The following is a 26,753-nucleotide window of genomic DNA, read 5'->3' on the forward strand; positions in this document are numbered from 1 at the left end:
CAGTATCCCCACACGTCGCGGACACTCGAGGGTCACGACGGCTTCCTGCGACCCACGACGTCTTCCCCCGGCCCACGACCGCGCTCGATGACACCCGCCACGAGGTAGTGATGCACCGCAGACGTGACGCATAGTTTATCCACGATGGCGCCCGAGTACCGCGATATGGAGTCGCCGCGACGACTCGTCGGTGCGCGTGCCCCGTTCGTCCTGACGACAGCGGTGGCTTTACTCTCCATCGTGACCGGTATCACGGCCATCGGCTCTGCGGAGACGACGACCGGGGTGTTGAGTGCGTACGTCCCGGTTTCGGTCCAACAGACAGCCGGCTTCACCGGTGCGCTGACCGGCTTCGTCATGCTCGTCAGCGCGTACGGTCTCAAACGCGGTCTGCGATTCGCGTGGTATTCGGCACTGGTGTTGTTGCCGGTGACGGCCGCACAGGGACTCGTTCAGGCGAGTCCGTACTCGTACCCACTCGTCGCACTCTCGCTGCTGTCGATGCCGGCGCTCCTGTGGAACCGTCGTCGGTTCGACCGAGAGGTGGCACTTTCGTCGACTCAGAAGGCAGCGGGCCTCTCGCTCATCGGCGTCCAACTGTACGGTACCGTCGGCGGGTATACGCTCCGCGAGGAGTTCCCCAGCATCGCGTCCGACGGTAGCTCGGAGGCACTGCTCGACGCCTTTTACTTCACTATCGTGACGGCGAGTACGGTCGGCTATGGCGACGTGACACCGAGTCCGGACACGGTTTCGGGCCAACTCTTCGCCATTTCGGTCGTCGTCCTCGGCACCGCGAGTTTCGCGGTCGCACTCGCCTCGCTGTTCACCCCACTCATCGAAGCACGCTTCGCCAAAGCACTCGGTAGAATGACAGAATCACAGCTCGAACTCTTAGAAAACCACGTCATCGTCCTCGGCTACGGGGACCTGACCGAACCGATACTGACCGAACTCACCGACAGCGAAGTCCCGTTCGTCGTCATCACGCCCGACCCGAACCGGGCGAGCGAACTCTCCGAACGCGGGATGAGCGTCATCACCGCGGACCCGAGCGACGAAGAACCCTTGAATCGAGCGCAACTCGCCGACGCGACCGCAGTCGTCGTCGCCACGAACAACGACGCCGAAGACGCACTCTCCGTGCTGACGGCGCGACAACTCCGACCGGACATCCGCATCGTCGCTGCTGCGACCGACGCAGAGAACGTCCCCAAACTCAAGCGAGCGGGCGCGGACACCGTCATCTCGCCGGCCAGTATCGGCGGGCACCTGCTCGTCGAGTCCGCACTCAGCGGCGAAGACACGGAGCGGATCGCACAGGAGATTTTAGACGAGAAACAGGACGAATGAGCCGATGGCGGCTCAGGAACCGAGAATCGACCGCAGGGTCTTCGCCACGTCCTCGAAGGCGTCGATGTTCATCTCGTCGGTCGTGACGAACACCCCCGTGTCGCCGACGATGACGCGGCCGAGGTAGCCGTGTTCGAACGCGCGGATGGTCAGGTAGTAGGTGCCGAACGCTGCGGCGATGTCGTCTCGCTTCGCCAGCGACCGGTACGTCCCCTGTGAATCGAAGCCGAGGCGTTCGTTCTCGACCATCCGTGCCTTCCGGGCTTCCAAGGACGCTGGGTCCTCTTCGAGGTCCGCTCTCGTGTACAGGACTTCCCAGTCTGTCGGGGTGAACGAGACGACCGACCGGAGTACGTCACCGAACCCGGTTCGGCAGGCAGCGACAATCTGTTCCTCTCTGGGTGGTGCGATGGAAACCATGTGCTCAGTAGGGGTCGAGACGAGATTAGTTCGTCTCTGGACCTGTCGACCGGCCGACGAGACGACGAGGACGAGGACGACGACAGGCTGGCTCAGGACCCGCGATGGACGATGGCCACATCAGCCTCGACGTCTCGAATCTTTTCGAACGTCGGCGGCGCGATGAAGCGCGAGGCGGCGGTCCGATCCGTACTCGCGCCCACGACGACGAGGTCGTACTGTGGCGCGTTCGCGGTCAGAAAGCGCCGAATCGAGGTGCGCGAGACCCGCGTCTCGAAGGTGGCGTCGAACGGGTCGACCAGCGTGTGCAACATCTGTTCGGCTTGCCAGCGACGACTTTCGGTATCGATGCAGGTGCAGACGCTCAACTCACCCGCGCGGCCGGTGACGCGCTGGGCGAAGTCGAGCATCGCGTGTGCGTTCTCACCTGCCCGCGCCACTGCGACGAGCGCGCGCCGCCAGCGAGTGTTGCCCGAACACGACCGGAACGCGATGACGTCGAGTGGGTCGTCGAACAGTTGTTTGACGAACGGCGAGAGACTGCCGCGAGACTCCTCGTACGGCGTAACGATGAGGTCGCAGTTCGCCTCCTGTGCGGTCTGTAACACGTCGTTCGCCGGGTTCGCCGACTCGGTGGCGACGACGACTTCACAGGGCACACCCAGCTTCGTCCGAATGCGCCCGGCGAGTCGCTCAAGTCGCATCGCAGCCTGTCCCGCGACCTGTTCTTCGGCTTCGGTGGCGGTGTCGGTTTCTTCGCCCGCTGCATCCGTTTCGGCCACGGACTCGCCGGTGCCTGCGGTGACAGTCGCCGCGGCGTCCGCAGCTGCGGCTTCCGAATCCGCCGCTTCGGCGTCGGCGATGGCGCTCTCGGCGGCCTGAATCTCGTCGTCGCTCACCACGTCGAGCAGGACGACTTTTCCGGCGTCGTGGGCGGCCGCGATGCGCCCGGCGAACATCGCCGTCTCCTCGACGTGGTCGCCACGGACCGGCACGAGCACGTGGTCGTCGCCCTTCGTGGTCTGATAGAGGTACCGAGCACGCCGTCGGTAGAAGTTGCGCTTCCAGACGTGAAACACAGCCGCGACGATAGCGCTCGCAGCGAACACCGACCCGGTGTACTGGAACAGGAACGTCACGAAGTCGGTCGTCTCGCTCAGGGCAGGCGCGATGAGCGCCAGCAGTGCCGTCGAGAACGCCGACGGCTGTTCGAGGTGAAACGCCCACGTCACTCCGGCGGTCAGGAAGACGGCGATTGCGGCAGTCGCGGGCGAAATGATGAACTCGGACGACCCGAGTGGACTGTGGAACGGGGTGTGGAGCGCGACCCAGATAGCTGCCGTCCCACAGAACGCACCCGCGGTCAGGCCACCGACGAACGTCGGTGCCGACGCGTACTTCCCCTCCGGGTCGGCGAACAGCGAGTACGTCCCCGACGCTAAGGGTGGAAACAGCACGAAGGGCAGCAGGTCCTCCCTGTTGGCGATGGCAGTGACCACCGCGATGAGGAACGGGACGAGGAGGAGCGCAGACAGGTGGACGAGGTTGTTCGTGTCCTCGACCCAGCGCCGGAAGTCTCTGACTTCACGACGCTCGGCCCGGCGCAACCGGTCGACGGCGGCGTAGTACCAGGTGCGCAACTCGTCGAGCATACCCCCGGCTACCCAGGCCACCCAGTAAAGCAGTTCGTTCGGGACACGTCGACGGGAGTGGGTTTGTGACTCCGGTCTGGGTTACCAACCGGTTGCCTGCGGTTTATCGCACTGTGGTCGTAACTGCCAGCAATGGCGACGCAGCACGCCGACGACCTCGTCGAGACTTCGGTCGAGTTCCTCCGCGCAGTCAAAACCGACGACGACGCCACTGCCGAGGACCTGCGCCGTGCCCTCGCCGCGCTCGACCCCGACCGTCTCGGGCGCGACCTCGCTGACGACCGGGCGAAGACGGCGTTCTGGACCAATCTGTACAACGGCTTCGCCCAGCTGTTGCTCCGCGACGACCCGGACCTCTGGGAGCATCGAACGCTGATTCCGGTGCCGAAGCTGTTCTCGAAACGCCTCGTGACGGTTGCTGGCCACACGATGAGCCTCGACGACATCGAACACGGGCTGTTGCGCCGCTCGAAGAGTGCTGCTGGCCTCGGCTACCTGCCACGGCTGCGTACGGGCGCGTTCGAGCAGGAAAATCGCGTGGCGGTGCCGGACCCGCGGATCCACTTCGCGCTCAACTGCGGCGCGGGTTCGTGTCCGCCTATCGCGGCGTACACTGCTGCGGGGCTGGACGACGGACTCGATACGGCGACGCGGTCGTATCTGGAGACCGAGTGCGAGTACGACTCGACTGCTCGTGGTGTGGTTCGGGTGCCGAAGCTGTTCTCGTGGTACCGCGGCGACTTCCGCGGAAAAGCGGGTACCGTGGACTTTCTGGAGCGGTACGACGTGGTCCCGGTCGGAAAGCGGCCGAAACTCGTCTTCAAGCCGTACGACTGGTCGATGAAGCTCGGCATGTACGCCGACGAACGCTCGTAAGTCTCGTCTGTTTCTGTCGTCTCAGTCGTTTCAGTCGTTTCTGTCGTTTCTGTCGTTTCTGTCGTTTTAGCCGTTTTCAGTCGTCTCTGTCGATGTTTCTGCTACTGGGTTGGTGAAGCAACTACGACTGCTGGTGCAGATGACGGCCGCCACACCCTCCCCAACCGATTCCGGTCCGCACCTCACTCGCTTCGCTTCGTTCGGTTGCGGTCCTCATCCCTCGCGCGATGCCAGTTCGCGACCTTCGCTATCGCTCAGGCACACTCACCAGCGCGCGCCACAGCGGTTGTGAAAACGCAGGAGCAGCGAAAAGAGCCCGAAAATCGCCCGAGGCGACTTACTGCTTCAGTTCGCGGACGGCTTCGAGCGAGATGTCGATGGCGCGGCCGACGTTGTTCTTCGCCTTCTCCGGCAGTTCGTCGTCCTCGGTGTCGGTGCCCTTCTGGGTCCCGAGCACGAGGTTCCCGTCGACGGTACAGATGGCACCGGCGGCGAGGCCCTTCCGGCGCGCGAGGGTGAACACGGTCGCGGCTTCCATCTCGACGCTCAGGATGCCCGCCTTCTCCCAGTTGTTCACGTACTCGTCGGTCTCGGCGTAGTAAGCGTCGTCGGACGCGATGGGGCCGACGTGGATGTCCTCGTCGTTGGCTTCGGCACCGGCGACGAGCGCGTTCATCACGTCGAAGTCCGGGACTGCGGGGTACTCGACGGCCTCGTATCGCTTCGAGGTGCCTTCGTTCTTGGCCGCGCCCGTGGCGACGACCATGTCACCGATTTCGACGTACTCCTGCAGTGCGCCCGTGGTCCCGACGCGGATGAACGTCTCGACGCCGACGCGCGAGAGTTCTTCGACGGCGATGGCCGCCGAGGGGCAGCCGATACCGGTCGAGCAGATGGTCAGGTCGACGCCCTCGTAGGTGGCGTTGACGACCTTGTACTCGCGGTTCTCCGCGACGACTTCGGACTCGTCACAGTGGCCGGCGATGCGGTCGACGCGACCCGGGTCGCCCGGAATCAGCGCGATATCGTGTACGTCGCCCTCGTCGACAAGCAGGTGCGGTTGTGTCATGGTGCGCGCTTCGCGTAAGCGGGAGAAAAAAGGACCGTTCTGGCGCTGCGACCGCGGACGACCCGGTCCCCCGGGGCGACGAGTGACTCGTTCGATACCACCATACCCCAGCGACAATTACGGCGTCGTGGTCCGTGTGACACCGACGACGAACTCAACTTCGCGCGAGCGTGAAAGCGGAGAGAACATCGGCAGCGAGGAACTAACGACGCGTTTCCAGAACGAGTCTCTGGGCAGTATCGTTCCCACGGAAGATTTCTTTTTCAACCACCTAGCATTGGTTTCGGCACAACCACGCGTGCGAAGCGAGGTGAGTTATCGATGAGTTCCAAAGAGAGCACAGGCGTATACGTAGAACCGCTGAAGAAGACGCTCGGTGACGACTGGGAAGGGCTCATGATCGTGGGTGTCTCGACTATCCTCCTGGGGGTGATTGCGGTCTTCGTTCCGGCCCTGACCAGCCTCTTCCTCTCGCTGCTGTTCGGGGCGGCACTGATACTCGGTGGAGTACTTCAAATCGGTCACGCGACCGGACACCGGGACTGGAAAGGCGCTCTCTCACAACTGCTCTTGGGGACGTTCTTCGTCCTCGCCGGGGTGTTTCTCATGGCGAATCCTCAGGTCGGCATCGTCTCGGTCACGTTCGCAGTGGCAGGGGTCCTCTTTTTCAGCGGTGTCTTCGAGCTACTCCTGGCGCTCAGTATTCTCGGCGACGACAACTGGCTGCTGTTCGCGGTGAGTGGTATCGTCTCCGTCGTCCTCTCCGTGTTCGCGTTCCTCCAATTCCCGAGCAGCGCGGCTTGGGCGCTCGGTCTCCTGTTCGGGCTGGGGCTCATCTCGTCGGGCGTCGCCGCCGTCCTCGTCGCCAACGGCGCACGAAAGACCGCGAAGTCGAAGGTCGAACCGCCGGTCGCTGGTCCTCGCGGCGCCTGAGCGACGGGCGAAGCAGCGACGGGCGAGACGAGAATCGTTCGCCGAGGTTCTGTTTCAGCGCGGTTCGAGCGCGACGAAGTCGCCCACGCCGACGAAGAGGCGACCGTCGACGACTGCTGGCGGGAACACCGGGCGATTGCTCCCGGCTTCAGCCGTGAACAGCGTGCTCCCGCCATCGACTTCGACGGCAGTGACGTTCCCGTTCGCGTCGGCGAGGTAGACCACGCCGTCGACGACGACCGGGGCGACGGTCACGGCCGCGTCCGTCTCGGCGGTCCACTGCACCTCGCCAGTCGCGGCATCCAGTGCATGGACACCGTCGAGTCGGTGTGTGAGATAGAGCGTTTCATCGGCGACGGCGAGCGAGGACGTGCCTTCGCGCTGCGAGCCGTCGCTGTAGGTGAATCGGTCGCCGCCGCCGGTTTCGTAGCGCCACACCTCTGTCCCCTCGGTGCGGTCGATTGCGTGGCAGACCCCGTCGCGCCCGGCGAAGTAGACCAGGTCACCGGCGACACAGGGCGGTTCCAAGACCCGGGTGTGGGTCGTGTACTCCCACTCGACGTCGCCAGTCGCCGCGTCGAGCGAGTAGAGTCGGCCGCCGTCGGTCGCCGTCGCGAACACCCGGCCCGGTGTCGCTGCCGGTGCCCAGACGCGCCCCGGTAGTTCGGTTTCCCACTCGACTCCACCAGTGTCCATCGAGAGCGAGACGAGTTTGTCGTCCAGTCCGGTGTACACACTGTTGACGAGTGGGACCGGAGAGGTCGGGTGTCCGTCGAGCGAATTACTCTGCCACACCGTCGTTCCATCGGCTGGGTCGATGGCGTACAGATAGCCCTCGGTGTCGCCGACGAACAATCGGCCGTCTTCGATGGCGGGTGACGAGACGAGGTGGCCCTCGAACGGTCGCTTCCAGTGGACCTCGCCGTCCGCGTAGTCGACGGCGAACAACTGCGTGCCGCGCTTCGCAGTGAACACCGTTCCGTTGACGATGGCCGGCGTCAGCCACGACGAAGCACCCTGGCCACCGGGCAGGGCCCACGATACCTTCACGTCGTCTTTCGGTCCCGTCGTCCCCGGATGGTGGCCAGTGTTGGCGGCGTCGGCCTGCAACATCCGCCAGTTGGCAGTGGTCGGTCCGGCCTCGGCCGCCGCCGTCTCCGTGTCCGTCACTGCTTCCTGGTCAGTGCCGCCGCTGGTCTCGCTCGGTACTGCCGCGTTGCCATCCGTCGTCGTTCCATCGCTGGAGTTGAGCCTGAGGCAGCCAGCGGCCCCGAACCCCACCGTGGAACCGAGAAACGCCCGTCGTCGCATTGGACAGAATCGACACTCTTGGTGCAAATACCTGTTGGCTTTCGGTACAATTCGGCAGGAAGCCGCCAGTAGGCAGCAGACTTAGAACTGCGAGTCGAGGAACGCTTCGAGGTCGTCCACCGACGGAGCGACGCGTGCGCCCTCTTCGGCCGCCGTGATGGCTCCGCAGGCGTTGCCACGTTCGAGCGCTCGCTCGTAGTCGTCGGAGTCGAGCAGCGCCGAGATGAAGCCCGCAGCGAAGGCGTCGCCGGCACCGGTCGTGTCGACAGGGTCGATGCCGAAGCCGGGGTGTCCGTAGCTCGCGCGGGGGGTGTAGACCTCTGCGCCGTCGCTTCCGCGCTTGATGACGAGGACGCGGTCGGCGAAGCGAGACTCGTGGTACTCACCCTCCATGACCGACTTCGCCTCCTTGTCGTTCAAAAAGACGATGTCGGCGTCGGCCAGCGCCGCCGAGAAGTCGCGGTCTGCGAGGCGACGACCAGGGTCGAAGCTCACCGTGATACCGGCGTCTGCGGCCAGTTCTGCGATTCGTGCCGCGGTATCGGGTCGCTGGCTGGTCAGGTGGACGTGCTCGGCCGACCGGACGTACTCGGCGTCGACATCGGCCGGTGTGACGGCCTCGTTCGCCCCGTCGTTGCCCAACACCGCGACCTCGCCAACTTCGTCGACGAGCAGGTACTTCACCGCGGTCTCGGCGTCTTCGACGGTCTTCAGCCCGCCGGTGTCCACGTCGGCTCCGTCCAGTTCGCGTCGAGCGAGCAGCCCGTGCTGGTCGTCGCCGAGACTGCCGATGAGGCCGGTCGCGACCGCGAGACGCGAGAGCGCGACGGCGACGTTCGCGGCACTACCGCCGCCCGAGGAGCGTTGCGAGTGGATGCGCGACTCGCCGTCGGGTTCGGGCAGGCGGTCTACGCGTAGGGTCACGTCCCAGTTCACGTGGCCCGCAGTCAGGACGCGCACCACTCAGAACACCCCCACGAGCGTGGCGATGGCGAACGGGAGCGTTTCGGCGGCCACGTTCTCGGACACCGCGAACAGGACGAGGTTGTGGACGCCTGGCCCGAGCCCGACCGCCGCGACGAGCGTGAGCAACAGTCTGGCCTGTCGGGGTTCCTCGTCGACGTACTCCTTGAACGCCGCGACGATGACCAGCGCGAGGAGCACCTTGACGAGGACGAACAGCCAGCCTGCGCCGATGTACTCGGCGGTCGGCAGTCGCTCTCCCGCTTCGAGGAGGTACTTCGAGAGTGCGACGCGCTCGCCAGCGTTGAGGATATCGTATCCGATAGCGGTCGTCACGCCGTCGAGCGTGTGTGCGAAGACGACGAACGCGCCGGTCTTGCCGACGTGTGCCGCGATTTCTGTGTAGCGAAGGCTCAACAGGAGCCACGCGACCGCGGCGACGATACCCGCACCGACCGCACCGATGACAGACCAGAACGGCGTGAACGTCTCACCGTTGACCGCGAGCAAGATGGCGAAGATGGTGAACATCACCGCGAATCCCGTGCCGACGATACCGACGCCACGGTCCACGTCGAAGTCGGACCGGACCGCGGCGGCGAACGTCATCACGATCCAGACCAGTCCGGCGGCCGTCGCCGTCGTCACGTACACCGAAAGTGTTCCGAACAGTGGTGCGACCGCTTCGGGATACGCCCCCATCTGGTGGAGGACGTGCAACACCGCACCGGTCGCCATCCACGGCCCGAACGCGATAGCGGTCCAGTCCGTGACCGGTGGATGAATCGCCCACAGGAACGCAGCGACCCCGAGCAACGCGAGGACGAGTGGGACGGCGTAGATGAGCGGCGGAATTTCGGCACCCGCTGGCAGCACCCCCGAAGACTGGAGGAGAAGCGTAGACGTGGACGAGAGGGGAGTCGCACCCCCTGCTGACAGCACCATGGTCCCATATCGTGATGGGGAGTAGAAAGAAGGTTCCGGTCGGTCCGGCCGAAAAGAAAAGGAGGGGACCCGGGTCAGTCGTCCAGTAACCGACCGCTCAGACTTCCCACGGCCGGTCCGTCTCGCTCCCGAACAGGTCGCGCATCAGGACGACGACGCTCTCCGGCGGGAACTGTCCGCGCTCAGTGACGATAGCGTCGACGTACCGCGGCGGCGTCACGTCGAACGCCGGATTTCGAACCGTGAACCCGTCTGGGTCGCCCTGAATCGCCTCGCGTTCCTCGTCGGAGATGATTTCCGTCTCGTCGCGCATCTCGATTTCGACGGTGTGGCCGGTGAGCGTGTCCGGGTGGAGTTTGATGGTCTGGGCCGCGACCATCACGGGCGTGCCGCGGTCGCGGGCGTTGACCGCCAATCCCGAGGTCCCGATTTTGTTGATGACGCTCCCGTCCGCGGCGATGGAGTCCGCACCGACGAGGACGTGGTCCACGTCGTTGAGGTAGCGTCGTGCCGCGCTGTCGACGACGAGCGTGACTGGGACGCCCCACTCGCGCAGCTGTTCTGCGGTGATGTGACCCTGCTTTCGCGGGCGCGTCTCCTTCACGATTGCTTCGATGTGTTTGCCCTGGTCGAGCGCCGCCTTCACGCACGAGAGTGCGTCCGTGGAGTGGCAGTGCGTCATCACGGTGTCGCCGTCGCGCAGACGGTTCGCGCCGACCTCGCCGAGTCGGTCCTGCGCGTGGTCGAGGTCGCGCTGGAACGTCGCAGCGCTCTCGACGGCCGATTTGCGGACCGCTTCGACCGTGTCGCCGTCGATGTGCGCCATCACGAACCGGAGGGCGTTCGGCAGGCTGACCGCGGTCGGTCGCGTCTCGTACAGCACTTTCGCCGCTTCTCGGAGTTCCGTGAGGAGGGCCTCGGGCGAGTCGGCGTCGCTCTCGCGCGCCTGTGTCGCCAGTGCGCCGGCGGCCGCGTTGGCGATGGTCGCCGCGCCACGAATCTCCATCGTGGCGATATCGTCGGCCGTCTCGGCCACGTCGGGGTGAACGTCGTGTTCGCTCATAGCTGAACCTCTCGCAGGAGCAACCAAAAAGTGCCCGGACCCGGGAGTATCGAGGATTAGGGAGACGTAGGGAGTCGAACGACCGCCGTGGCGCGCGCTCGTGAGTGTGGCCGAACGACGAGGCGACGCAGTCGCCTCGCAAAGTGAGGCCCACGAGCGGTAGTCGCGCGAGGGATGAGCCAGACGAAACGCAATGGAGTCTGGCGAATCGGATGGGGATGTAGTGGCGGAAGGCGGGGGTCGCGGTGCGGTCATGTTCCGTCGGCATTCGTGGTCGTGTTGTCGCCACCTGAATCAGCGACGACGCCCGACACCAACACACCAACCACGCCCGAAACAGCGACCGACACCGAACACACGAATAGAGAACACGGCGTATTTTACCGTCGACACACAACACCGGGCCATGAACCGCGACGATCTCGCAGCCAGCATCGACCACACGGTCCTCGGCCCCGAGACGACACTCGACGACGTGAAAGCAGTCCTCGACGACGCCAGCGAATACGGCATGAACGCCTGTATCCCGGCGTGCTACGTCGAAGAGGCCGCCGAGTACGCCGCGGACGTGACACTCGCGACCGTCGTCGGCTTCCCGCACGGCCAGCACGTCCCCGAAATCAAGCGACGTGAAGGCGTCGAAGCGTGGAACGACGGCGCTGACGAACTCGACGTCGTCATCAACGTCGGCCGACTCAAGATGGGCGACACCGACGCGGTCCGCGACGAACTCGCCGAACTCGTCGCCGCGGTCCCGATTCCGGTCAAAGTCATCATCGAGACGGCGCTGCTCACCGACGAGGAGAAACACGCCGCCTGTCAGGCCGCGAAAGACGCCGACGCGGAGATGGTGAAGACCTCGACCGGCTTCGCCGACGGCGGCGCGGAAGTCGACGACGTGGCACTCATGAGCGAATACTTGCCCGTCAAGGCCAGCGGTGGCGTCGGCTCGTGGGCGGACGCGAAGGCGATGTTCGACGTCGGCGCGGTCCGTATCGGTGCGTCGAGTGGCGTCGAAATCGTCGACGACTTCGAACAGAACGCAGAATAGCGCCGTAGTGCGGTAGCGCGGTAGCGCTAGGAACGGCCCGTTCGGGTCGGGCCGTCAGTTCGTTCGTCGATTCGGGCAGCGCAGCTCGGCAGCCGCTGCGGCTCAGCGTTTCCGAGTCCGAGCGATGAGCACGCTGCCGAGGACTGCTCCTGCGGCGAGGAGTGCAACACCCGTGCCGGTGCCGGGCAAGTCGCCCGGAGCGGTACTGGGTGACTCGTCCCCGTCGGCGAGGAACGTCTGGACTGACGCTTCGTCGAATTCGGGGATGCCGGCGGTCTCAGCGTCCCAGGTTCCCGGCAGGTGAACGATGGTCTGGTCGTCGACTTCCGAGATGGCGAGGACGTCGTCCATCGTCGCGTTCTCGACGGTCGCACCCGTCACGTGGACGAACACGACTTGCTGACCCGCTGCCATCGTGCCGGTGATGCGCTCGACGGCGAGGCCATCGAACGTCTCTGCGAGGTGGTCCTGCAGCGGCGTGAGGTCTTCGAACTTCGTGGCGGCTTCGAAGGTGATGGTCCCCTCGGCCATCGAGACGTCCATCTTCACCTTCTCGAAGCCAGCGTCTCTGAGCATCTCCAGCATCTCTGCTTGCTTCTCGTCGCCCGAACCCTGCTTCTCGTCGCCCGAGCCCTGCTTCTCGTCGCCCGAGCCCTGCTTCTCGTCGCCCGAGCCCGGTCCCATCGCGGTTGCGCCAGCCAGAATCTTGTCGACGATGGAGTCGACCACGTCTCGCTGGTTCAGCGTGACGCTGATGGTCACCGTGATGGCCCCTTCGTCGTCGGTCGTGGCGTCGAGCGTCACAGTGGACTCACGGAACTCGATGTCCTGCGCTTCGAGTTCGTCGACGTAGTCGGTCCAGTTCTCGGTCTCGTAGCTGGCGGTGAGCTGGACGGTCGTCGTCTCGGCCTCGGTCGTCGTGGTACCACTCCACGACAGTGTGGCGGCGAGGTCGGCGTTCTTCTTGGCCTCCAGCATGGCGGCCTGTTTTGCGAGCGCCTCTTCGTCGGCGTCCGGCGCGAACGAGTCGAGCGTGAGGCTCGCCTCCATCAGCGAGTCGATTTCGTCGATCTGGAGGGTCCAGTCGAAGAACGTCTCGGTGCCGACCGTCTCCATCACGTAGGAGATCTCCGTCAGCTGAGCGGTCTCGATGTGGGCGGCGACTTCGCCGAGTTCCTCGTCGGTGAGGGTCATGTCACGGTCGTCGGCCATCATCTTCGCGATCTCCATCGCGATAGCGGGCTTGACGTCGGTCAGCGTGGCAGTGTAGCGAAGGTCGAGACGGTTCGTCTCGGTGTCGAACGCGTAGGAGTCGATGGTCACCTCGGCGGTGCCACCGAGCGAGTCGGCGACTTGGGTGAAGCGCTCGTCGAGCGCCTGCTGGGCCGCTTCTTCGGTCTCGAAGTCGGTGGTTTCGAAGTCTTCGAGCATCGCGCTCTTCTCGACGGTGATGACGATGGCGTCCTCAGTTTCAGTCAGCATCATCGAGAGGTAGCTGTCGGCTGCCTCGTCGTCGGTCGCGGCACCGGTGACGGTCGTGACCATCTGACCGGCGGCTTCGAGCGACGAACCGACCACCACGAAACCGTCACTGGTGACGGTCATCTGCGTGTCGGCGTGGGCGGTGTCGGACTCGTCTCCGACCTCACCGACGTCACCCATCTCACCCATCTCCCCACTCTCGGGCGTGCGAATCGTCGCATCGAGTGAGAGCGACCCGCTCGCTTCGTCCCTCGTCTGAACCATCGAGGCGTGCATGTCGAGCGCTTCGATGTCCTCGGGCTGGAGGAACGTGATCTCACCGTCGGTCATGAGTGAGTCGGGCTCTGCGACGAACTCCGCGTTCGCGTCGAGTCCGGGGTCGACCTCGTCGGTCAGGAAGACGTGAGCGAGGCCGCTCGGAACGTCGATTGCGAACGTTCCTTGCCCTGTCGCGTCGGCGTCTGTCATCCGGTACAGCAGTACCGCGTCGCCGTTGTCGTACACGAAAATCTCGTCTGCTGCAGTAGCAAGTGTGTCATCAGAACTGGCAACCGCACTCGTCATCCCACCACTCAGAACGAGCATGGCGACGACGGCGAGTACGACCGCAGTCCGTAGTTGAGACGGCATTACAACAGAGGTTAGCCGCACAGCAGAATAACACTCGCGTGTAATCTGACACTTTTTGGGAGTCTCCAAATAGAGGAGTCGTGCGGAACGAAACCGAGAGCCCGCAGCAGCGTAATTCGCAATTATCCCCAGCTAGCATCTGAATCTCACCGAGACTGATGCGGTTCGAAGATACATCTGTCGACCGGTGCGACGCTCACCACGAAGAGACGAAAGAGAACAGCAGTGAGAGTCCGGTTCAGTCGCGCCGCAGTGCGACGAGCGAGACGCCGACGAGCGCGACGAGTGCGACGCCGACACCGAAGCCGGGCATGCCGCCGAGGAAGCCACCGTCATCCTCGTCGGTCTGGAGGTAGCCTTTCACCTCGGAGGCGTCCATCTCGGGGAAGTCCTGTTCTTCCTGACTCCAGTCGCCCGGCAGGTGAACGGTCGTCTCGGCGTCGACGGCCGCGAGCGCGCGGACGTCGGACTCGGCCGGGTTCTCGCCGGTCGCGCCCTTCAGGCGGACGTAGGTAACCGACTCGCCGTCTTCGACCTCGCCGTAGGCGCTGGCGACGTTCATGCCGCCGTACTCGTCTTTCAGCACGTCAGAGAACGCAGAGAGGTTGTCGAACGAGGCACCGGCTTCGAAGGTGACGCTGTCCTTCTGGACGGAGACGTCCATCCGTGCCTTCTCGAAGTTCGACTTCTTGAACGCGTCGAGGACCTTCCGCGCCTGCGAGTCCTCGGACGCGCCGGTCGTGCCCTGTGCGGAACTCAGCATGCCGTCGATTGCCTCGCGAATCATGTCCTCCTGAGCCACTTCGGCCTCGAAGGAGGTCTGCAGTTCGCCGTTCTCCGTCTTCGCGTGGAACTCGGCCGTCGTCTCACCCATGTCGTCGATGCCACGGGATTCGAGTTCGGAGATGTACGCGCCCCAGTTCTCCGTCTCGTAGGAGCCGTCGAACGTGATGCGTGCCGAGTTTGCGTCGGGCGACGTGAGTTCACCGTTCCAGGTCGCCGTCTGTTCGAGTTCGGCCGCCTGCTGTGCCTCGAACATCTTTCGGGCCTGCGTGATGGCCTCGTCGTCCTGCATTTCGGTCGCTTCGGCGATGTCGAGCATCGCCTTCGCAGCCTCGTCGTACTCGTCGAGCTGGACGTCCCACGACGCCGTCGCCTCCGTGTCCGTCACGTCGAGCGTCGCAGAGACCTTCGTCACTTCGAGCTTCTGGATGCGCTGGGCGAGGTCTTCCGCTTCGGACTGGGAGAGGTCCATCTGCTGGGAGGACGCGAGCGACTGCGCGATCTGCTCGGAGAGCATCTCGTCGACGCCGCTGAACTCGACCACGTACTCGATGTCGAGTCGGTTGGTCGCGCTGTCGAACGAGTGCGACTTGATGTTCACCGACACGTCACCACCGAGCTGTTGCCCGATCATGCTGAACTGGGCTTCGAGGGACTGGCGTGCGGCTTCGCGGGTCTCCCACGAACTCTTGCCGAACGAGCCGACCTCGTAGTTCTGCGCCATCGAGAGCGTGTAGCCTGCGTTCGTCTCTTCGAGGGTGAACTCGTGGTGCTGGTTCGCCATCGACGCCGGGGCCTGCTCGAACGTCGCCGTCACGGAGCCGTCCGTGGCGAACGAGGAGGCGGTCGAGGTGAACGTCCCCTGCGTGGAGACGGACTCGAGCATGGAGGTACCCTGTCCGACCGTGCCGGACTCGCTCTGGAACGTCGCGTCGACGGAGGCGGACGCCTTCGCGTCCTTCTTCGTCTGCGTGAGCGAGGCGTCGACCGTCAGGTCAGACACCGAGTCGGGCGTCGGCATCTGGAAGTCACCTTCGCCGGAGAGCGACTCCGGCCCCATGACGAACGACGCGTTGCCAGTGACGTTCGAGTCCGTGGAACTGTTGTCCTGCACGAAGGCGTGGAGCAGCCCTTCAGACACGTCGATACCGTACTGTCCGGTGGTCGTCGACGACGACTGGTCGTCGCGGTACACCAGCATCGCATCGCCGTTTTCCTGCACGTAGATTTCGTCAGCCGGCTGGACCGAGTCCTCGCTGGACTGGCCGAGTCCGCCAGCCATCGCCACGGACCCGACGGTACTCCCGACGAGGAGGGCGGCGACGGCGAGGACGAACGCCGATTTGAAGCTATCTCTCATTCGCGCGAGTCTTTCGGTTCCGGGAATATAACTCTCCCGGTCTGGTCTGTAATCTGATTATTCTCTCAATATGGGTATTTTGAGCTGGAATCGGCATACTCGGTCGACTTACCGTTCTCGTCTATGGCCGTGCATACGCGTAGCACCCCGGGATAACTCGGATGGATTACCATCGACCAGCGCGTGTGAAACGAGACCATCGGGCAGTCGCCCGCCGGTGAGTAATCGCGTTTCGTGGCCCTTTTGCCCGCCGACACGGTAGCGAGTGATAGTATGGCCCGGTACCACATCGAAACGTACGGTTGCACCTCCAACCGTGGGGAGAGTCGACAGATAGAGTCGGCACTCCGCGACGCCGGCCACTACCGCGTGGACGGTCCGGAGGCGGCCGACGTCGCCATCATGAACTCGTGTACGGTGGTCGAGAAGACGGAGCGAAACATGCTCCGCCGGGCCAAAGAACTCGAAGCCGAGACCGCAGACCTCATCGTCACCGGCTGTATGGCGCTGGCACAGGGTGAGGAGTTCCGCGACGAGGAGATCGACGCGCAAATCCTCCACTGGGACGAGGTCCCCGAAGCCGTAACGAACGGCGAGTGCCCCACGCCAGGGCCGGGCGTCGAACCCGTCCTGGACGGCATCGTCGGCATCCTGCCCATCGCCCGTGGCTGCATGAGCGACTGCTCGTACTGCATCACGAAGCACGCCACCGGAAAGATAGAGAGCCCACCGGTCGAGGCGAACGTCGAGAAAGCTCGCGCGCTCGTCCACGCGGGCGCGAAGGAGATACGCATCACCGGACAGGACACCGGCGTGTACGGCTGGGACACCGGCAAACGCCAGTTGCACACGCTGCTGGAGCGCATCTGCACCGAGATAGAGGGTGACTTCCGCGTGCGCGTAGGCATGGCGAACCCGAAGGGTGTCCACGGCATCCGCGACGAACTCGCCCGAGTGTTCGCCGAACACGACGAACTGTACAACTTCCTGCACGCGCCCGTCCAGTCCGGCAGCGACGACGTACTCGGCGACATGCGCCGCCAGCACCAGGTCTCCGAGTACCTCGAAGTCGTCGAGACGTTCGACGACGCACTCGACCACTGGACCCTGAGTACGGACTTCATCGTCGGCTTCCCGACCGAGACCGGCGAAGACCACAAACAGAGCCTCGCACTCCTGCGCGAGACCCGCCCGGAGAAGATCAACGTCACGCGCTTCTCCAAGCGCCCGAACACGGATGCAGCCGACATGAAGGGGCTCGGTGGCACGCTGAAGAAAGAGCGCTCGAAGGAGATGTCCGACCTGAAGATGGACGTGGTCGGCGACGCCTACGACGCGATGGTCGGCGAGACGTTCGAGGACGTACTCGTGGTGCAGGAAGGAACGGGTGATTCGGTGAAGTGCCGCGACGCGGCCTACCGACAACTCATCGTTCGGAACGCCTCCGACCACGGCCTCGAACCCGGTGACTTCGTAGACCTCGAAGTGACGAGTCACAATACGGTGTACGCGTTCGCGACGCCGGTGTAGTTCGGACCCGACTCGGACTCGTTCCGTCTCGATTCCTTTCCTCCCGCCCGATTCGCCCGCTCAACAACAACAACAACAGCAGCCGGAGCCACAGCAGCAGTCGGTCCGTCGGCGGTCACGGCAGCCACACCCAGACAGCACGACGACGACGGGTGCGGACGAATCGGTCGGACAGCAGTTCTCGGTCGGTGTGTCTTCTGACATCACAGGAGGATGGACGACCCGGTCGACCATAAATTAGCAATTTACTGAAATATGGGTGGTTTCTCGCGGGAAACTCGGCGGCAGGGTTGAAACCTACCGGGGGCGAACGGGCGGTATGGACGAGTCGTCGCAGGAACTGTGGCACGGCCTCCGGTCGGTCGTCGGGTCGAAGTGGGCGATGCACGTCGTCGCTGCGCTAGCCGACGAGGAACACGGGTTCAACGAGTTACGGCGGGAAGTGGGCGACGTGACCGCCAAGACACTCTCGGCACGCCTCGCAGAGTTGCGCTGTCTCGGCTTCGTCGAAAAGGAGGTCCACGCGACCACGCCACCGACGACCAGCTATCGACTCACCGAGTATGGTCACCGACTGGCCGACGTGCTGGCCGACCTCGAATCGCTCGTCCGCGTGATGGACTGTACCGACACGAACTGTCCGGACGACGACTGTCCGGTCGAGTACTGTGTGACACCCGCAGACCCGGCGTACTGCGACTGTTGAGTCGTCGAATCGCCGAGTCACTCGACTCTTCTTACTCGTCCGGTGAGGCCCCTTCGAGCAATCGGTCGGTGTCTTCGTCCTCTTTCCACTCACCGAGTTCTTTCGGGTCGACGTGGACGAACACGTCGTCGACCTCGTCGATGGCCTGAATCGACTGGACGACCGCTGACTCGATGTCGTGCGCCTCGAACAGCGTATGGTCCCCCTCGACCTCGATGTGCAACGAGACGTCTATCTCCGGGCCGACGTAGTGCGCAATCACGTCGTGGACACCGTGGACCTCGGGGTGTTCGAGCGCCCGCTCGACGATTTCTGCGCGGAGGTCTTCCGGCGGGGCAGCCCCGACGAGGTAGTTCACGTTGTCGCGGACGATTTCGACGCCGGTCCAGAGGATGGCGAACGAGACGACGACCGCGGCGAGCGGGTCGAGCACGGGAAAGCCGAGTCCACCACCGACGACACCGACGAGTGCCGCCAGCGCGGTGAGCACGTCGTTGCGGTTGTCGAGCGCCGTGGCGACGAGTGCGGGTGAGTTCACGTTCTCTCCGGCGGTGAGACAGTAGCGGTAGAGACCGAGCTTTATGACCGCAGAGCCAGCGAGGACGGCGACCGCCATCGTGGAGTAGTGCGAGACGTAGGTGCCGGAGAGGAGCGTCGTCACCGACTGCCAGAGGACGACGCCACCGGCGAGGAACACACCCGCGGCGACGAACAGCGAGACGAACGGTTCGATGCGTTCGTGGCCGTGCGGGTGTTCGAAGTCGGGTGGTTGCGTGGTGAGGTAGAGTCCGGCGAGGACGACGATGCTGTACACCGAGTCCGAGAGGCTATTGACGGCCTCGGAGCCGACGGCGAGGCTCCCACTCTCAGCGTACACGACCGCTTTCGCCAGTGCGAGGACGACGTTCGTGGCGACGACGACCAGTCCCACGCGACGCACCGCGTTCGCCCGACTCATGCTGGATTCGCCTACGAGGGGAGTGGTAAAAGGGCCTGTCGGCAATAGCTCAGATGAACGCGAGCGGAACCATCACCGCAAACCCGAGTGCCAGCCCAGAGAGGAGTTCGCGCGTGCCGCCGCCGGGGAGTTCTTCGCCGAGTTCGCGCGCTTCGGGGATGAACTCCGTCGCCACGAGGAAGATCATCGCACCCGCGGCGAAACCGAAGCCGAACGGGAGGAACTCACGCGCGACGCGGACGAACGCGAAGGCCATGACCGCGCCGATTGGCTGTGGCAAACTGGAGAACACGGCCCACCAGACCATCTTCGGTTCGCTGACGCCCATCGCGCGCAGCGGAATCGAGATAGCGACGCCCTCCGGGATGTTGTGGATGGCGATGGCGACCGTCATGAACACGGCGAGAATTGGTACTCCAAAGCTGAGGAGGCCGAGCGTCTCTGCGTCAGCGAGGTTGAGGTCGGCGAACGAGACACCGACGGCGACGCCCTCCGGGAACGAGTGGACCGTGAGAATCCCGAGGATGAGCACGAGTTTCTTGAAGTCGGCTTCGGCGTACTCGCCCGGGTCCGGTTCGTACTCTTCGATGACCTCGTGTGCGACGACGACGAGCGCAGCACCGGCCACCATCCCCCCGGCGACGCCGAGGAGTTGTCCGTTCGCCGCGCCCTCGAAGATGAGACCGAACACCGACGCAGACACCATGATGCCGGAGGCGAGTCCCCAGAGGAGGACGTTCGTCCGGTCGCTGATGTCGTCGAGGAAGAAGAAGGGCACCGCGCCGAGTCCGGTGGCCAGTGCGGTTATCAGCCCCGCGACGAACACCAGCACGAGATTCTCGACGAGTGCCATGGGTAGCTGAATCTCGGTGCCGGACCACCATAGTGCTTCTCACTTCAAGAACAAAATTTTGGGTTGCCTAAAAAATTGTTGTCGGGGTGGGCCGCAGGCACGCCGTCGGTGCGCGGCCGACGCGTGATGTGACCGCGCGCGCCAGCGCGCACCGGCGAAATCGGGCCCGGTCAGAACTGGACTGCAGTGGCCTCGTCGACGACAGAACTACCGTCTTGAGCCGCGAAGGCGGCGTGGAGCCGGTCGTAGGTGTCTTCGAGTCCTTCGACGATGACTTTCGTGTCTGCGACCACCGGCATGAAGTTCGTGTCACCGTTCCAACGAGGAACCACGTGTGTGTGCAGATGGTCGTCGATAGAACCGCCTGAAGCCCCACCACCCAGATTCAAGCCGGTGTTGAAGGCGTCAGGACCCATCGCGTCGGCGAGTGCGTCGAGCGTCCGCTGTTTGAGCTTCGCGTGGTCTAACAGCACCTCGTCGGCGAGTTCGGTGTACTCACCGCCGTGGGCTGCGGGGATGACCATGGCGTGGCCCGGATTGTACGGGTAGTTGTTCAGCAAGACGAAGGCGTGCTCCGACCGCGCGACGATACGGTTCTCTCGGTCCGCCTCACGCTCGGGGAGCACACAGAACGGACAGCCGTCGATGCCGTCACCACCGTCTCGCTCGACCCAGTCGATACGCCAGGGAGCGAACACTTGGTCCATAGTTCCCACTCGTGAGCGACCGATTTGAAAGCCCCGTTCGCGCAACTATCAGCTTCCGTATGAGATTGGGGTGCTATCCCTGCTTCAAGTACTAATTTCGAGACTACAAGGACCGGCAATTCGGCCGACAGACGTTTCGAAACCGGTAGATTATCGATTTCGACACAATTCCTCCAATCGCTATCACATTCGGTCAGTTCAACCGATTAAACGGTCGGTTCTTTTTATAGGGTATCCCACTCTGGAGGATATTGGATGGCGACGACTGACAACGCAATCGACGGGAGAACCGAACGCTGCAACAATTGTGAAACGGACACGGTCCACCAGGTGTCGGTGCAGCTCGTGACCGAGAGCAAGAAGAAAGAGAACGCACAGTTCTCGCGCGAACCCTACCGTGTGACCGAGTGCCAGGCGTGCGGGACGCGCGAGAGCACGCGGATGAACAACGCCTGAGTGGGTCCGGGTGACGCCTGCGTGGCCGCAGGCGAACGGTGCCAGGGCTGGTGACACGGGCGTGGTGGCCCGAGTCACGTACGACGGACGGCACACTGGTGATGCGGACGTGGTGGTCCGCGCCGGCGTGTGCCACGCGGTATGGTGGTGACGCGGACGTGGTGGTCTGCGTCACGCGGTGATGGAAACGAGATGTGGTGTATCCCACGCGGGCTGTGGTGCGGTTGCCCGGCGGGTGGTGGTGCCCGCCGTGCGGTGGCTATCGCGACGGGTGTATCGACGTGAAAACAGCGGCTTCGGTGGGTACCGCAGCGGCTTCAGTAGATAACGGGTCGGCCGGTCAGCGCGACCGGGTGGTCACTTCGCAACCGTCTTCGGTGACGATGACGGTGTGTTCTTTCTGACTCACGAGCTTTCCATCGGCTTCCTTGAGCACCGGGTAGCCGTGGACGATGTTGTTCATCTTGAGCCGGCGCAGTGCCATCTCCGGGCGCGGGACGTCGAGCCATCGCGTGGCGAACGGGAGCGTACGGAACTCTTCGGCGATCTGTTCGAGGGCCTGCCGCGCGCCGCGGTCGCGGACCGAGCCGTCGCGCTCCAGCGCGAAAATCTGTTCGTCGGCCCCTTCGGTCACCTTGCCGGAGCCGTCGGTGGCGAACGGTTCGATGGCGACGACCTGCCCGACTTCGAGCGTCGTCCCCTGCGAGACGGCGCGGTTCGGGATGTTCGGGTCGGTGTGCTGTTCCCAATGGCCGAGGCCGTGGCCCGAGAGATTGACGACCGGGTTGTAGCCGTAGCCCTCGATGACGTCCTCGATTTCGGCCCCGATGTCGCCCGTGTCGACGCCGGGTTCGACCATGTCGAGTGCTGCGGCGAGTGCCTCCTCGCTCGCTTCTGCGAGTTCCGGGTTGCCGGAGAGGTCGACGGTGATGGCGGTGTCGGCCAGCCAGCCGTCGATGGAGACACCGATGTCGAGGTTCACCATGTCCTCACCGAACGTCGAATCGTCGTCGATGCTCGGTGTGGCGTGGGCTGCTTCCTCGTTCACAGAGATGTTGACTGGGAACGCCGGTTCACCACCGAGTTCACGGATTCGGTCTTCGGCCCACTCCGCGACTTCGAGGTGGCTCGCGCCGACTTCGACCATCTCGGCGGCGGCGTCACGAACCTCCGCGAGGATGCGACCCGCTTCCCGATGTTTCTCGTACTGTTCGGCCTCCAGGTCGACCTCCGTCTCGCTCATGGCCTGCAGTTCGCCCACGACGGAAAAAGAGGTTCCGCCTCGGCTGCCTGCTAGCGGTTCGCAAACCATGGTCTATATAGACATGTTAGAAAGGTTTTATGGCCCCGAGTTCTTGCTACCAGCCAGTTCAACTATGAGTACACCAGCACCTTCGTTCCCCGACGACGACGACGCGCGGCATCAGACGGTCGACGCGGACGATTGGGACGAAATTTACCTCGTCGGTGACGTCCACGGCTGCCTGGACGCGCTGGAGAAACTGCTGGCCGAACTCGACCCTAGCGACGACGACCTCGTCGTCTTCGTCGGCGACCTCGTGCGAAAAGGACCGGACAGTCAGGGTGTGGTCGAACGCGTCCGTGAAGCGGACAACATGATTTCGGTACGCGGAAACAACGAGGACAAGCTCATCCGCGGCGACAAGGAACTTCCCGAACTCACCGACGAGGACATGGCCTACATCCACGAGATGCCCGTCGCACTCTCGTTCGACGATGCGCTGGTCGTCCACGGCGGCATCGACCCCCGAAAACCGCTCGACGACCACACGCCGAACGAAGTGCTGAACATGCGCTCGCTCGCGCCCGACGGCAGCTACGACCGGCCGTACTGGTTCGAAGAGCACGCGGACGGCCCGCGCGTGTTCTTCGGCCACACCGTCCTCGAATCGCCGGTCGAGCGCCGGCACGCGGTCGGCCTCGACACCGGCTGCGTCTACGGTGGGGAACTCACGGCCTACAGCTACTGGGAGGACGAATTCGTCGCGGTTTCGCTCGACGGAGACGGAAAAGGTCGCAAGGACTCGAAAATCGTCACACCGCCCGCGAAGCGCGTCGCGTGAGGAACTGCCCCGAAAACTGACGACAGCACCCGTGATTCGTCGGACTGACTCACTGGTTCAGCAATTCGTTCGGCTGCGACTCGTTTTATTGCGGTTCGACCCAGGAACACTCCGGGCAGGCGTCGACTCCTTGTACGTTCACCGTCTCTGTGTCGCACTCCGGGCAAGTTCTGGCTGCACCGTGTTGTGGCTGTTCGAGCATGATAGCCATATGGAGTTCGACGACAATAAATGTCGGCTACGACAAATGACGAAAATCGTGTGTCTCTGTATCACTTTCTCTCCCCTGACCAGTCCTGCCTCGTCGGGTGAGTGTCCGACAGTGCGCGTGTCTCACCCGTACCACAGCCGCCGGTCACCATCGGCGACCGTCGAAACCCGGTGAGTGGGCTGTGGCTTCCGGTCGGCGACTGGCAGTCAGCGACTGACCGCAGTCTGCATCGCGTCGGAGTTGTACGCGCTGCCGACGCTCCCGTCCCGGCCGAGGACGATGACGCCCGCCGACGAGCCGGTGAGCTCACCGAACTCGTCGATGGCGCGGTCGGCCGCCTGCTGTGCGCTGTAGCCCGCTTCGAGGTAGCCGACGGCGCGGCGCGAGAGCGTCACCCGGGCGATGTCTTCGCCCGCACCCGTGGCCGACGCACCACCAGCCGGGGCGCAGTAGAAGCCGTTGCCGAGCTGTGGCACGTCGCCGACGCGGCCAGCCAGCGCGAGCCAGCGACCACCCGTCGAGGTGGCTGCAGCGAACGACTCCCCGTCGTGGGCGACCGCGCCGACCGTATCGTGGTCGTACTCGTCGCCGACGCCGGCGGACGTGGCCTCATCCGCTTCGTTCCCGTCCGGGTCGGTCGTCCCGAATCGCTCGCGCAGATAGGCGAGGTGCTCACGCGGGCCGCCCTCGGGAACGTCCTCTTCGGCCCATCGCTCGCGGGTCCGGTCGCTCCAGAGGTTGACGCCGGTCTCGACGTCGAAGTCCTCGGCGAGCGAGACCGCGTGTTCACCGGAGACACAGATGTGTGGCGTCTCCTCCATGACGACGCGCGCGACGCTGACGGCGTGTTCGACGCCGGGCATGGAACAGGCTGCACCAGCCTCGCGGTCGTCGGTCATCACACCGGCGTCGGTTCGAACGACACCGTCGGACTGGACCGCGCCGCCGACGCCAGCGTTGAACCGTGGCGAGGATTCGAGGACGTGAATCGCGCGTTCGACCGCGTCGAGCGGTGTGTCGGCTGCTGCACCCGCGTCGGCCGCGTCGTCGAGGACTGCCTGTCGGGGCTCTGGTTCGTCGGGGTCGGCACCAGCGCCGCCGTGGACGATGACGTGCATACCGCTTTCTGGCACCCGAGTCGTCTTCAATCCCGTCGAAAAGCGAAAGAGGGCGACGTGAGTAGCCGCGAGCATGCCGGTGTACGACCGTGGGGGCGCGACCGAGTTCGAGGTCATCGACGAGTGGGAGGCAGGTGTGGGCTGGGTCGCCCATCCCGACGAGGAGGGTCGCCGCGCCAGTCACGCGATTCACGGTGAGAACGGTGACGTGTGGCTGTTCGACCCACTCGACGCACCCGGTGTCGAGTCGCTGTACGACGAACTCGGGCCGGTCGCCGGTGTCGCCGTCTTCTCGGACTGGCACACCCGCGACGCGGCAGTCTTCGCGAGCCGACACGACGTGCCCGTGTTCGTTCCCTCCTGGCTCGACCGCGTGGCGGACAAACTGCACGCCGCCGACGAGTCGGTCGACGTCGTCCGATACGACCGTGACCTCGGCACTTCAGGGTTCGAAGTCCGCCGTGTCGACCCGTTCCCCGGTTGGCACGAAGCCGTCGCCTACCGCGACTCCGACGAGACGCTGTACGCCGCCGACGTGCTGGGGACCGTCATGGGGTCGACAGTTGGGGACGAACGAGTCGGCTTCTTCCTCCTGCTTCGACCTGCGCCACCGGTCGCTCCCTTCGTCGACCGCCACCCAGAACGCATCCTCGTCGGCCACGGTGCGGGCGTGTTCGATGACGCGACCGCCGCACTGACCGACGCAGTGACTGGTGCACGACGACGGTTCCCTCGCACGCTCGCGAACTACGGTGTCACACAATTTCGCGGACTCGTCGGTGCGTTGTGGAACTGACACACCACTATGTCAATAGGGCACACAGCCGGTGTGTAGCGGCCTTCACGAGCGATTTCGCAATATTTGCCACCGGGCGAAATGGGAGGTCTTTTAGGCGCAACTTCCGACGAACTAGACGATATGAGCTACGACTACGACAAGGTTGAGGTGCCGGATGAGGGGCAGCAGATCACGGTCGAGGACGACGAACTCGTCGTTCCCGAGAACCCCATCATCCCCATCATCCACGGCGACGGCATTGGCACGGACGTCGGTCCGGCCGCACAGAAGGTGCTCGACGCCGCCGCCGATGCAACCGGTCGCTCCATCTCGTGGATGCGCGTCTACGCTGGCTCGTCCGCCCGCGACAAGTACGACGAGAACCTGCCCGCCGACACCGTCGAGGCAATCAAAGAGTTCAACGTCGCAATCAAGGGCCCGCTCACGACGCCGGTCGGTGCTGGCTTCCGCAGCCTGAACGTCGCGCTCCGTCAGAAGCTCGACCTGTACGCGAACGTTCGCCCGACCTACCACCTCGACGGCGTCCCGTCGCCGGTCAAGAACCCCGAGGAGATGGACATGGTCACGTTCCGTGAGAACACGGAAGACGTCTACGCCGGCATCGAGTGGGAAGCCGGTACCGACGACGTCCAGAAGGTCAAGGAATTCGTCGAGGAGGAGATGGGCTACGACGAGACCATGCACGACGGCCCCATCGGCATCGGCATCAAGCCGATCACCGAGTTCGGCACGAAGCGTCTCGTCCGTGAGGCCATCGACTACGCCATCGAGAACGAGCGTCCCTCCGTCACCCTCGTCCACAAGGGTAACATCATGAAGTTCACCGAGGGCGCCTTCCGTGACTGGGGCTACGAGGTCGCCGAAGAGGAGTACGGCGAGGACGTCATCACCGAGGACGAGCTGTGGGACGAGTACGACGGAGAGCAGCCCGAGGGCAGCCTCGTCGTCAAGGACCGCATCGCAGACAACATGCTCCAGCAGCTCCTGACCCGCACCGACGAGTACGACGTCATCGCGACGATGAACCTCAACGGTGACTACATGTCCGACGCCGCCGGCGCGCAGATCGGTGGCCTCGGCATCGCACCCGGTGCGAACTTCGGTACCGCCCGCTGTCTCGCAGAGCCGGTCCACGGCTCCGCCCCGAAGTACGCCGGCCAGGACAAGGTCAACCCGACCGCGATGATCCTCTCCGGCCGTCTCATGCTCGAGTACATGGGCTGGAACGACGCCGGTCAGCTCGTCCGTGACGCCGTCGAGAAGACCATCTCCGAGGGCGACGTCACGTACGACCTCGAACGACAGATCGAAGGCGGCAACAAGCTCGCGACGAGCGAGTTCGCCGACAAGATCGTCGAGAACATTCACGAACTGGCGTAAGTGGCTTCCCCCGTCGACGCTGACGGACCGCAACACACCATTTTTCCGCCGGTCATCACG

General features: G+C 64.3%; 24 protein-coding genes. 10 read left to right on the forward strand and 14 right to left on the reverse strand.

Translation table 11 applies throughout. The features are described 5' to 3' along the window. The first annotated feature begins 165 nt into the window (after positions 1 to 165). Positions 166 to 1,353 carry an NAD-binding protein gene (locus tag ACSC1P_RS06995; protein WP_435359418.1) on the forward strand — a complete coding sequence of 396 codons (1,188 nt, stop codon included), beginning with the start codon at positions 166 to 168 and terminating at the stop codon, positions 1,351 to 1,353. A gap of 12 nt (positions 1,354 to 1,365) precedes the next feature. Here ACSC1P_RS06995 and ACSC1P_RS07000 read toward each other — a convergent pair whose 3' ends face one another. Both ACSC1P_RS07000 and ACSC1P_RS07005 read right to left on the reverse strand, forming a co-directional pair. Then, the gene (locus tag ACSC1P_RS07000; protein ID WP_435359419.1) at positions 1,366 to 1,773 is read right to left on the reverse strand and encodes a DUF7522 family protein; all 408 of its coding nucleotides are present in this window, start codon (positions 1,771 to 1,773) and stop codon (positions 1,366 to 1,368) included. 92 nt (positions 1,774 to 1,865) lie between these two features. Next, positions 1,866 to 3,425, reverse strand: coding sequence for an HPP family protein (locus ACSC1P_RS07005; protein WP_435359420.1), 1,560 nt, complete (start codon positions 3,423 to 3,425; stop codon positions 1,866 to 1,868). 132 nt (positions 3,426 to 3,557) lie between these two features. On the opposite strand from ACSC1P_RS07005, the gene ACSC1P_RS07010 reads away from it, so the two are divergent. Then, positions 3,558 to 4,301 (forward strand): DUF547 domain-containing protein, encoded by a 744-nt coding sequence (locus ACSC1P_RS07010; RefSeq protein ID WP_435359421.1) that lies wholly within the window; start codon positions 3,558 to 3,560, stop codon positions 4,299 to 4,301. A 337-nt stretch (positions 4,302 to 4,638) separates the two neighbouring features. Here the strand turns inward: ACSC1P_RS07010 and ACSC1P_RS07015 are convergent, their stop codons facing one another. Then, positions 4,639 to 5,370, reverse strand: coding sequence for a guanosine phosphorylase (locus ACSC1P_RS07015; protein WP_435359422.1), 732 nt, complete (start codon positions 5,368 to 5,370; stop codon positions 4,639 to 4,641). A 321-nt stretch (positions 5,371 to 5,691) separates the two neighbouring features. Here ACSC1P_RS07015 and ACSC1P_RS07020 point away from each other — a divergent pair, with 321 nt between their 5' ends. Further along, positions 5,692 to 6,303: an HdeD family acid-resistance protein gene (locus ACSC1P_RS07020; protein WP_435359423.1), complete on the forward strand. Its 612-nt coding sequence runs from the start codon at positions 5,692 to 5,694 to the stop codon at positions 6,301 to 6,303. Between the two features lie 54 nt (positions 6,304 to 6,357). Here the strand turns inward: ACSC1P_RS07020 and ACSC1P_RS07025 are convergent, their stop codons facing one another. The 4 genes from ACSC1P_RS07025 to ACSC1P_RS07040 all read right to left on the reverse strand — a co-directional run bounded on the left by ACSC1P_RS07025 (position 6,358) and on the right by ACSC1P_RS07040 (position 10,585). Next, positions 6,358 to 7,614 (reverse strand): outer membrane protein assembly factor BamB family protein, encoded by a 1,257-nt coding sequence (locus tag ACSC1P_RS07025; RefSeq protein ID WP_435359424.1) that lies wholly within the window; start codon positions 7,612 to 7,614, stop codon positions 6,358 to 6,360. 81 nt (positions 7,615 to 7,695) lie between these two features. Next, positions 7,696 to 8,577: an ATP-dependent ribose-1-phosphate kinase gene (locus ACSC1P_RS07030; protein ID WP_435359425.1), complete on the reverse strand. Its 882-nt coding sequence runs from the start codon at positions 8,575 to 8,577 to the stop codon at positions 7,696 to 7,698. Then, complete coding sequence (locus ACSC1P_RS07035; RefSeq protein WP_435359426.1) at positions 8,578 to 9,522, reverse strand: DUF63 family protein; 945 nt, start codon at positions 9,520 to 9,522, stop codon at positions 8,578 to 8,580. A 97-nt stretch (positions 9,523 to 9,619) separates the two neighbouring features. Then, positions 9,620 to 10,585 carry a ribose 1,5-bisphosphate isomerase gene (locus ACSC1P_RS07040; RefSeq protein ID WP_435359427.1) on the reverse strand — a complete coding sequence of 322 codons (966 nt, stop codon included), beginning with the start codon at positions 10,583 to 10,585 and terminating at the stop codon, positions 9,620 to 9,622. Positions 10,586 to 10,991: 406 nt separating this feature from the next. Between ACSC1P_RS07040 and deoC the strand changes: the two genes are divergently transcribed. Beyond that, positions 10,992 to 11,636 carry a deoxyribose-phosphate aldolase gene (gene deoC, locus ACSC1P_RS07045; RefSeq protein ID WP_435359428.1) on the forward strand — a complete coding sequence of 215 codons (645 nt, stop codon included), beginning with the start codon at positions 10,992 to 10,994 and terminating at the stop codon, positions 11,634 to 11,636. A gap of 102 nt (positions 11,637 to 11,738) precedes the next feature. Here the strand turns inward: deoC and ACSC1P_RS07050 are convergent, their stop codons facing one another. Together ACSC1P_RS07050 and ACSC1P_RS07055 are read right to left on the reverse strand one after the other, a co-directional pair. Further along, entirely contained in the window at positions 11,739 to 13,748 is a 2,010-nt protein-coding gene (locus ACSC1P_RS07050) for a hypothetical protein (RefSeq protein WP_435359429.1), read from the reverse strand. 238 nt (positions 13,749 to 13,986) lie between these two features. Next, positions 13,987 to 15,891 (reverse strand): PGF-CTERM sorting domain-containing protein, encoded by a 1,905-nt coding sequence (locus ACSC1P_RS07055; protein ID WP_435359430.1) that lies wholly within the window; start codon positions 15,889 to 15,891, stop codon positions 13,987 to 13,989. 273 nt (positions 15,892 to 16,164) lie between these two features. Here ACSC1P_RS07055 and ACSC1P_RS07060 point away from each other — a divergent pair, with 273 nt between their 5' ends. Further along, positions 16,165 to 17,421 carry a tRNA (N(6)-L-threonylcarbamoyladenosine(37)-C(2))-methylthiotransferase gene (locus ACSC1P_RS07060; RefSeq protein WP_435359431.1) on the forward strand — a complete coding sequence of 419 codons (1,257 nt, stop codon included), beginning with the start codon at positions 16,165 to 16,167 and terminating at the stop codon, positions 17,419 to 17,421. A gap of 319 nt (positions 17,422 to 17,740) precedes the next feature. Beyond that, positions 17,741 to 18,127, forward strand: a complete 387-nt coding sequence (locus tag ACSC1P_RS07065; protein WP_435359432.1) for a winged helix-turn-helix transcriptional regulator — start codon at positions 17,741 to 17,743, stop codon at positions 18,125 to 18,127. 31 nt (positions 18,128 to 18,158) lie between these two features. On the opposite strand, the gene ACSC1P_RS07070 is transcribed toward ACSC1P_RS07065, so the two are convergent. The 3 genes from ACSC1P_RS07070 to ACSC1P_RS07080 form a co-directional block, all read right to left on the reverse strand. After that, entirely contained in the window at positions 18,159 to 19,085 is a 927-nt protein-coding gene (locus ACSC1P_RS07070; RefSeq protein ID WP_435359433.1) for a cation diffusion facilitator family transporter, read from the reverse strand. A 49-nt stretch (positions 19,086 to 19,134) separates the two neighbouring features. After that, entirely contained in the window at positions 19,135 to 19,938 is an 804-nt protein-coding gene (locus tag ACSC1P_RS07075; RefSeq protein WP_435359434.1) for a ZIP family metal transporter, read from the reverse strand. Between the two features lie 170 nt (positions 19,939 to 20,108). Further along, on the reverse strand, positions 20,109 to 20,645 hold the full coding sequence (locus ACSC1P_RS07080) for an HIT family protein (protein WP_435359435.1): 537 nt from the start codon (positions 20,643 to 20,645) through the stop codon (positions 20,109 to 20,111). Positions 20,646 to 20,900: 255 nt separating this feature from the next. Here ACSC1P_RS07080 and ACSC1P_RS07085 point away from each other — a divergent pair, with 255 nt between their 5' ends. Beyond that, positions 20,901 to 21,101 carry a DUF7835 family putative zinc beta-ribbon protein gene (locus ACSC1P_RS07085; RefSeq protein ID WP_435359436.1) on the forward strand — a complete coding sequence of 67 codons (201 nt, stop codon included), beginning with the start codon at positions 20,901 to 20,903 and terminating at the stop codon, positions 21,099 to 21,101. Between the two features lie 340 nt (positions 21,102 to 21,441). Here ACSC1P_RS07085 and map read toward each other — a convergent pair whose 3' ends face one another. Next, entirely contained in the window at positions 21,442 to 22,344 is a 903-nt protein-coding gene (map, locus tag ACSC1P_RS07090) for a type II methionyl aminopeptidase (protein ID WP_435359437.1), read from the reverse strand. A gap of 133 nt (positions 22,345 to 22,477) precedes the next feature. Between map and ACSC1P_RS07095 the strand changes: the two genes are divergently transcribed. Then, on the forward strand, positions 22,478 to 23,185 hold the full coding sequence (locus ACSC1P_RS07095; protein WP_435359438.1) for a metallophosphoesterase family protein: 708 nt from the start codon (positions 22,478 to 22,480) through the stop codon (positions 23,183 to 23,185). A gap of 417 nt (positions 23,186 to 23,602) precedes the next feature. Here the strand turns inward: ACSC1P_RS07095 and ACSC1P_RS07100 are convergent, their stop codons facing one another. Further along, on the reverse strand, positions 23,603 to 24,514 hold the full coding sequence (locus ACSC1P_RS07100) for an isoaspartyl peptidase/L-asparaginase (RefSeq protein ID WP_435359439.1): 912 nt from the start codon (positions 24,512 to 24,514) through the stop codon (positions 23,603 to 23,605). Between the two features lie 73 nt (positions 24,515 to 24,587). Here ACSC1P_RS07100 and ACSC1P_RS07105 point away from each other — a divergent pair, with 73 nt between their 5' ends. Both ACSC1P_RS07105 and icd read left to right on the forward strand, forming a co-directional pair. Further along, positions 24,588 to 25,310: a hypothetical protein gene (locus tag ACSC1P_RS07105; RefSeq protein WP_435359440.1), complete on the forward strand. Its 723-nt coding sequence runs from the start codon at positions 24,588 to 24,590 to the stop codon at positions 25,308 to 25,310. Between the two features lie 123 nt (positions 25,311 to 25,433). Next, the gene (icd, locus tag ACSC1P_RS07110; RefSeq protein WP_435359441.1) at positions 25,434 to 26,693 is read left to right on the forward strand and encodes an isocitrate dehydrogenase (NADP(+)); all 1,260 of its coding nucleotides are present in this window, start codon (positions 25,434 to 25,436) and stop codon (positions 26,691 to 26,693) included. The last annotated feature ends 60 nt before the right edge of the window (positions 26,694 to 26,753 follow it).

Origin of the sequence: Haloarchaeobius caseinilyticus, from assembly GCF_051207395.1 — an archaeon.
In the GTDB taxonomy this organism is placed as follows: domain Archaea; phylum Halobacteriota; class Halobacteria; order Halobacteriales; family Natrialbaceae; genus Haloarchaeobius.

Excerpts from the sequence above, each read along its gene's own strand:
- ACSC1P_RS07080 (WP_435359435.1), bottom strand. The coding sequence starts at position 20,645 with ATGGACCAAGTGTTCGCTCCCTGGCGTATCGACTGGGTCGAGCGAGAC.
- icd (WP_435359441.1), top strand. The coding sequence starts at position 25,434 with ATGAGCTACGACTACGACAAGGTTGAGGTGCCGGATGAGGGGCAGCAG.
- ACSC1P_RS07010 (WP_435359421.1), top strand. The coding sequence starts at position 3,558 with ATGGCGACGCAGCACGCCGACGACCTCGTCGAGACTTCGGTCGAGTTC.
- ACSC1P_RS07075 (WP_435359434.1), bottom strand. The coding sequence starts at position 19,938 with ATGGCACTCGTCGAGAATCTCGTGCTGGTGTTCGTCGCGGGGCTGATA.
- ACSC1P_RS07055 (WP_435359430.1), bottom strand. The coding sequence starts at position 15,891 with ATGAGAGATAGCTTCAAATCGGCGTTCGTCCTCGCCGTCGCCGCCCTC.
- ACSC1P_RS07095 (WP_435359438.1), top strand. The coding sequence starts at position 22,478 with ATGAGTACACCAGCACCTTCGTTCCCCGACGACGACGACGCGCGGCAT.
- ACSC1P_RS07020 (WP_435359423.1), top strand. The coding sequence starts at position 5,692 with ATGAGTTCCAAAGAGAGCACAGGCGTATACGTAGAACCGCTGAAGAAG.
- ACSC1P_RS07050 (WP_435359429.1), bottom strand. The coding sequence starts at position 13,748 with ATGCCGTCTCAACTACGGACTGCGGTCGTACTCGCCGTCGTCGCCATG.
- ACSC1P_RS07070 (WP_435359433.1), bottom strand. The coding sequence starts at position 19,085 with ATGAGTCGGGCGAACGCGGTGCGTCGCGTGGGACTGGTCGTCGTCGCC.
- map (WP_435359437.1), bottom strand. The coding sequence starts at position 22,344 with ATGAGCGAGACGGAGGTCGACCTGGAGGCCGAACAGTACGAGAAACAT.
- ACSC1P_RS07060 (WP_435359431.1), top strand. The coding sequence starts at position 16,165 with ATGGCCCGGTACCACATCGAAACGTACGGTTGCACCTCCAACCGTGGG.
- ACSC1P_RS07015 (WP_435359422.1), bottom strand. The coding sequence starts at position 5,370 with ATGACACAACCGCACCTGCTTGTCGACGAGGGCGACGTACACGATATC.
- ACSC1P_RS07040 (WP_435359427.1), bottom strand. The coding sequence starts at position 10,585 with ATGAGCGAACACGACGTTCACCCCGACGTGGCCGAGACGGCCGACGAT.
- ACSC1P_RS07100 (WP_435359439.1), bottom strand. The coding sequence starts at position 24,514 with ATGCACGTCATCGTCCACGGCGGCGCTGGTGCCGACCCCGACGAACCA.
- ACSC1P_RS07085 (WP_435359436.1), top strand. The coding sequence starts at position 20,901 with ATGGCGACGACTGACAACGCAATCGACGGGAGAACCGAACGCTGCAAC.
- deoC (WP_435359428.1), top strand. The coding sequence starts at position 10,992 with ATGAACCGCGACGATCTCGCAGCCAGCATCGACCACACGGTCCTCGGC.
- ACSC1P_RS07005 (WP_435359420.1), bottom strand. The coding sequence starts at position 3,425 with ATGCTCGACGAGTTGCGCACCTGGTACTACGCCGCCGTCGACCGGTTG.
- ACSC1P_RS07000 (WP_435359419.1), bottom strand. The coding sequence starts at position 1,773 with ATGGTTTCCATCGCACCACCCAGAGAGGAACAGATTGTCGCTGCCTGC.
- ACSC1P_RS07065 (WP_435359432.1), top strand. The coding sequence starts at position 17,741 with ATGGACGAGTCGTCGCAGGAACTGTGGCACGGCCTCCGGTCGGTCGTC.
- ACSC1P_RS07035 (WP_435359426.1), bottom strand. The coding sequence starts at position 9,522 with ATGGTGCTGTCAGCAGGGGGTGCGACTCCCCTCTCGTCCACGTCTACG.
- ACSC1P_RS06995 (WP_435359418.1), top strand. The coding sequence starts at position 166 with ATGGAGTCGCCGCGACGACTCGTCGGTGCGCGTGCCCCGTTCGTCCTG.
- ACSC1P_RS07025 (WP_435359424.1), bottom strand. The coding sequence starts at position 7,614 with ATGCGACGACGGGCGTTTCTCGGTTCCACGGTGGGGTTCGGGGCCGCT.
- ACSC1P_RS07105 (WP_435359440.1), top strand. The coding sequence starts at position 24,588 with ATGCCGGTGTACGACCGTGGGGGCGCGACCGAGTTCGAGGTCATCGAC.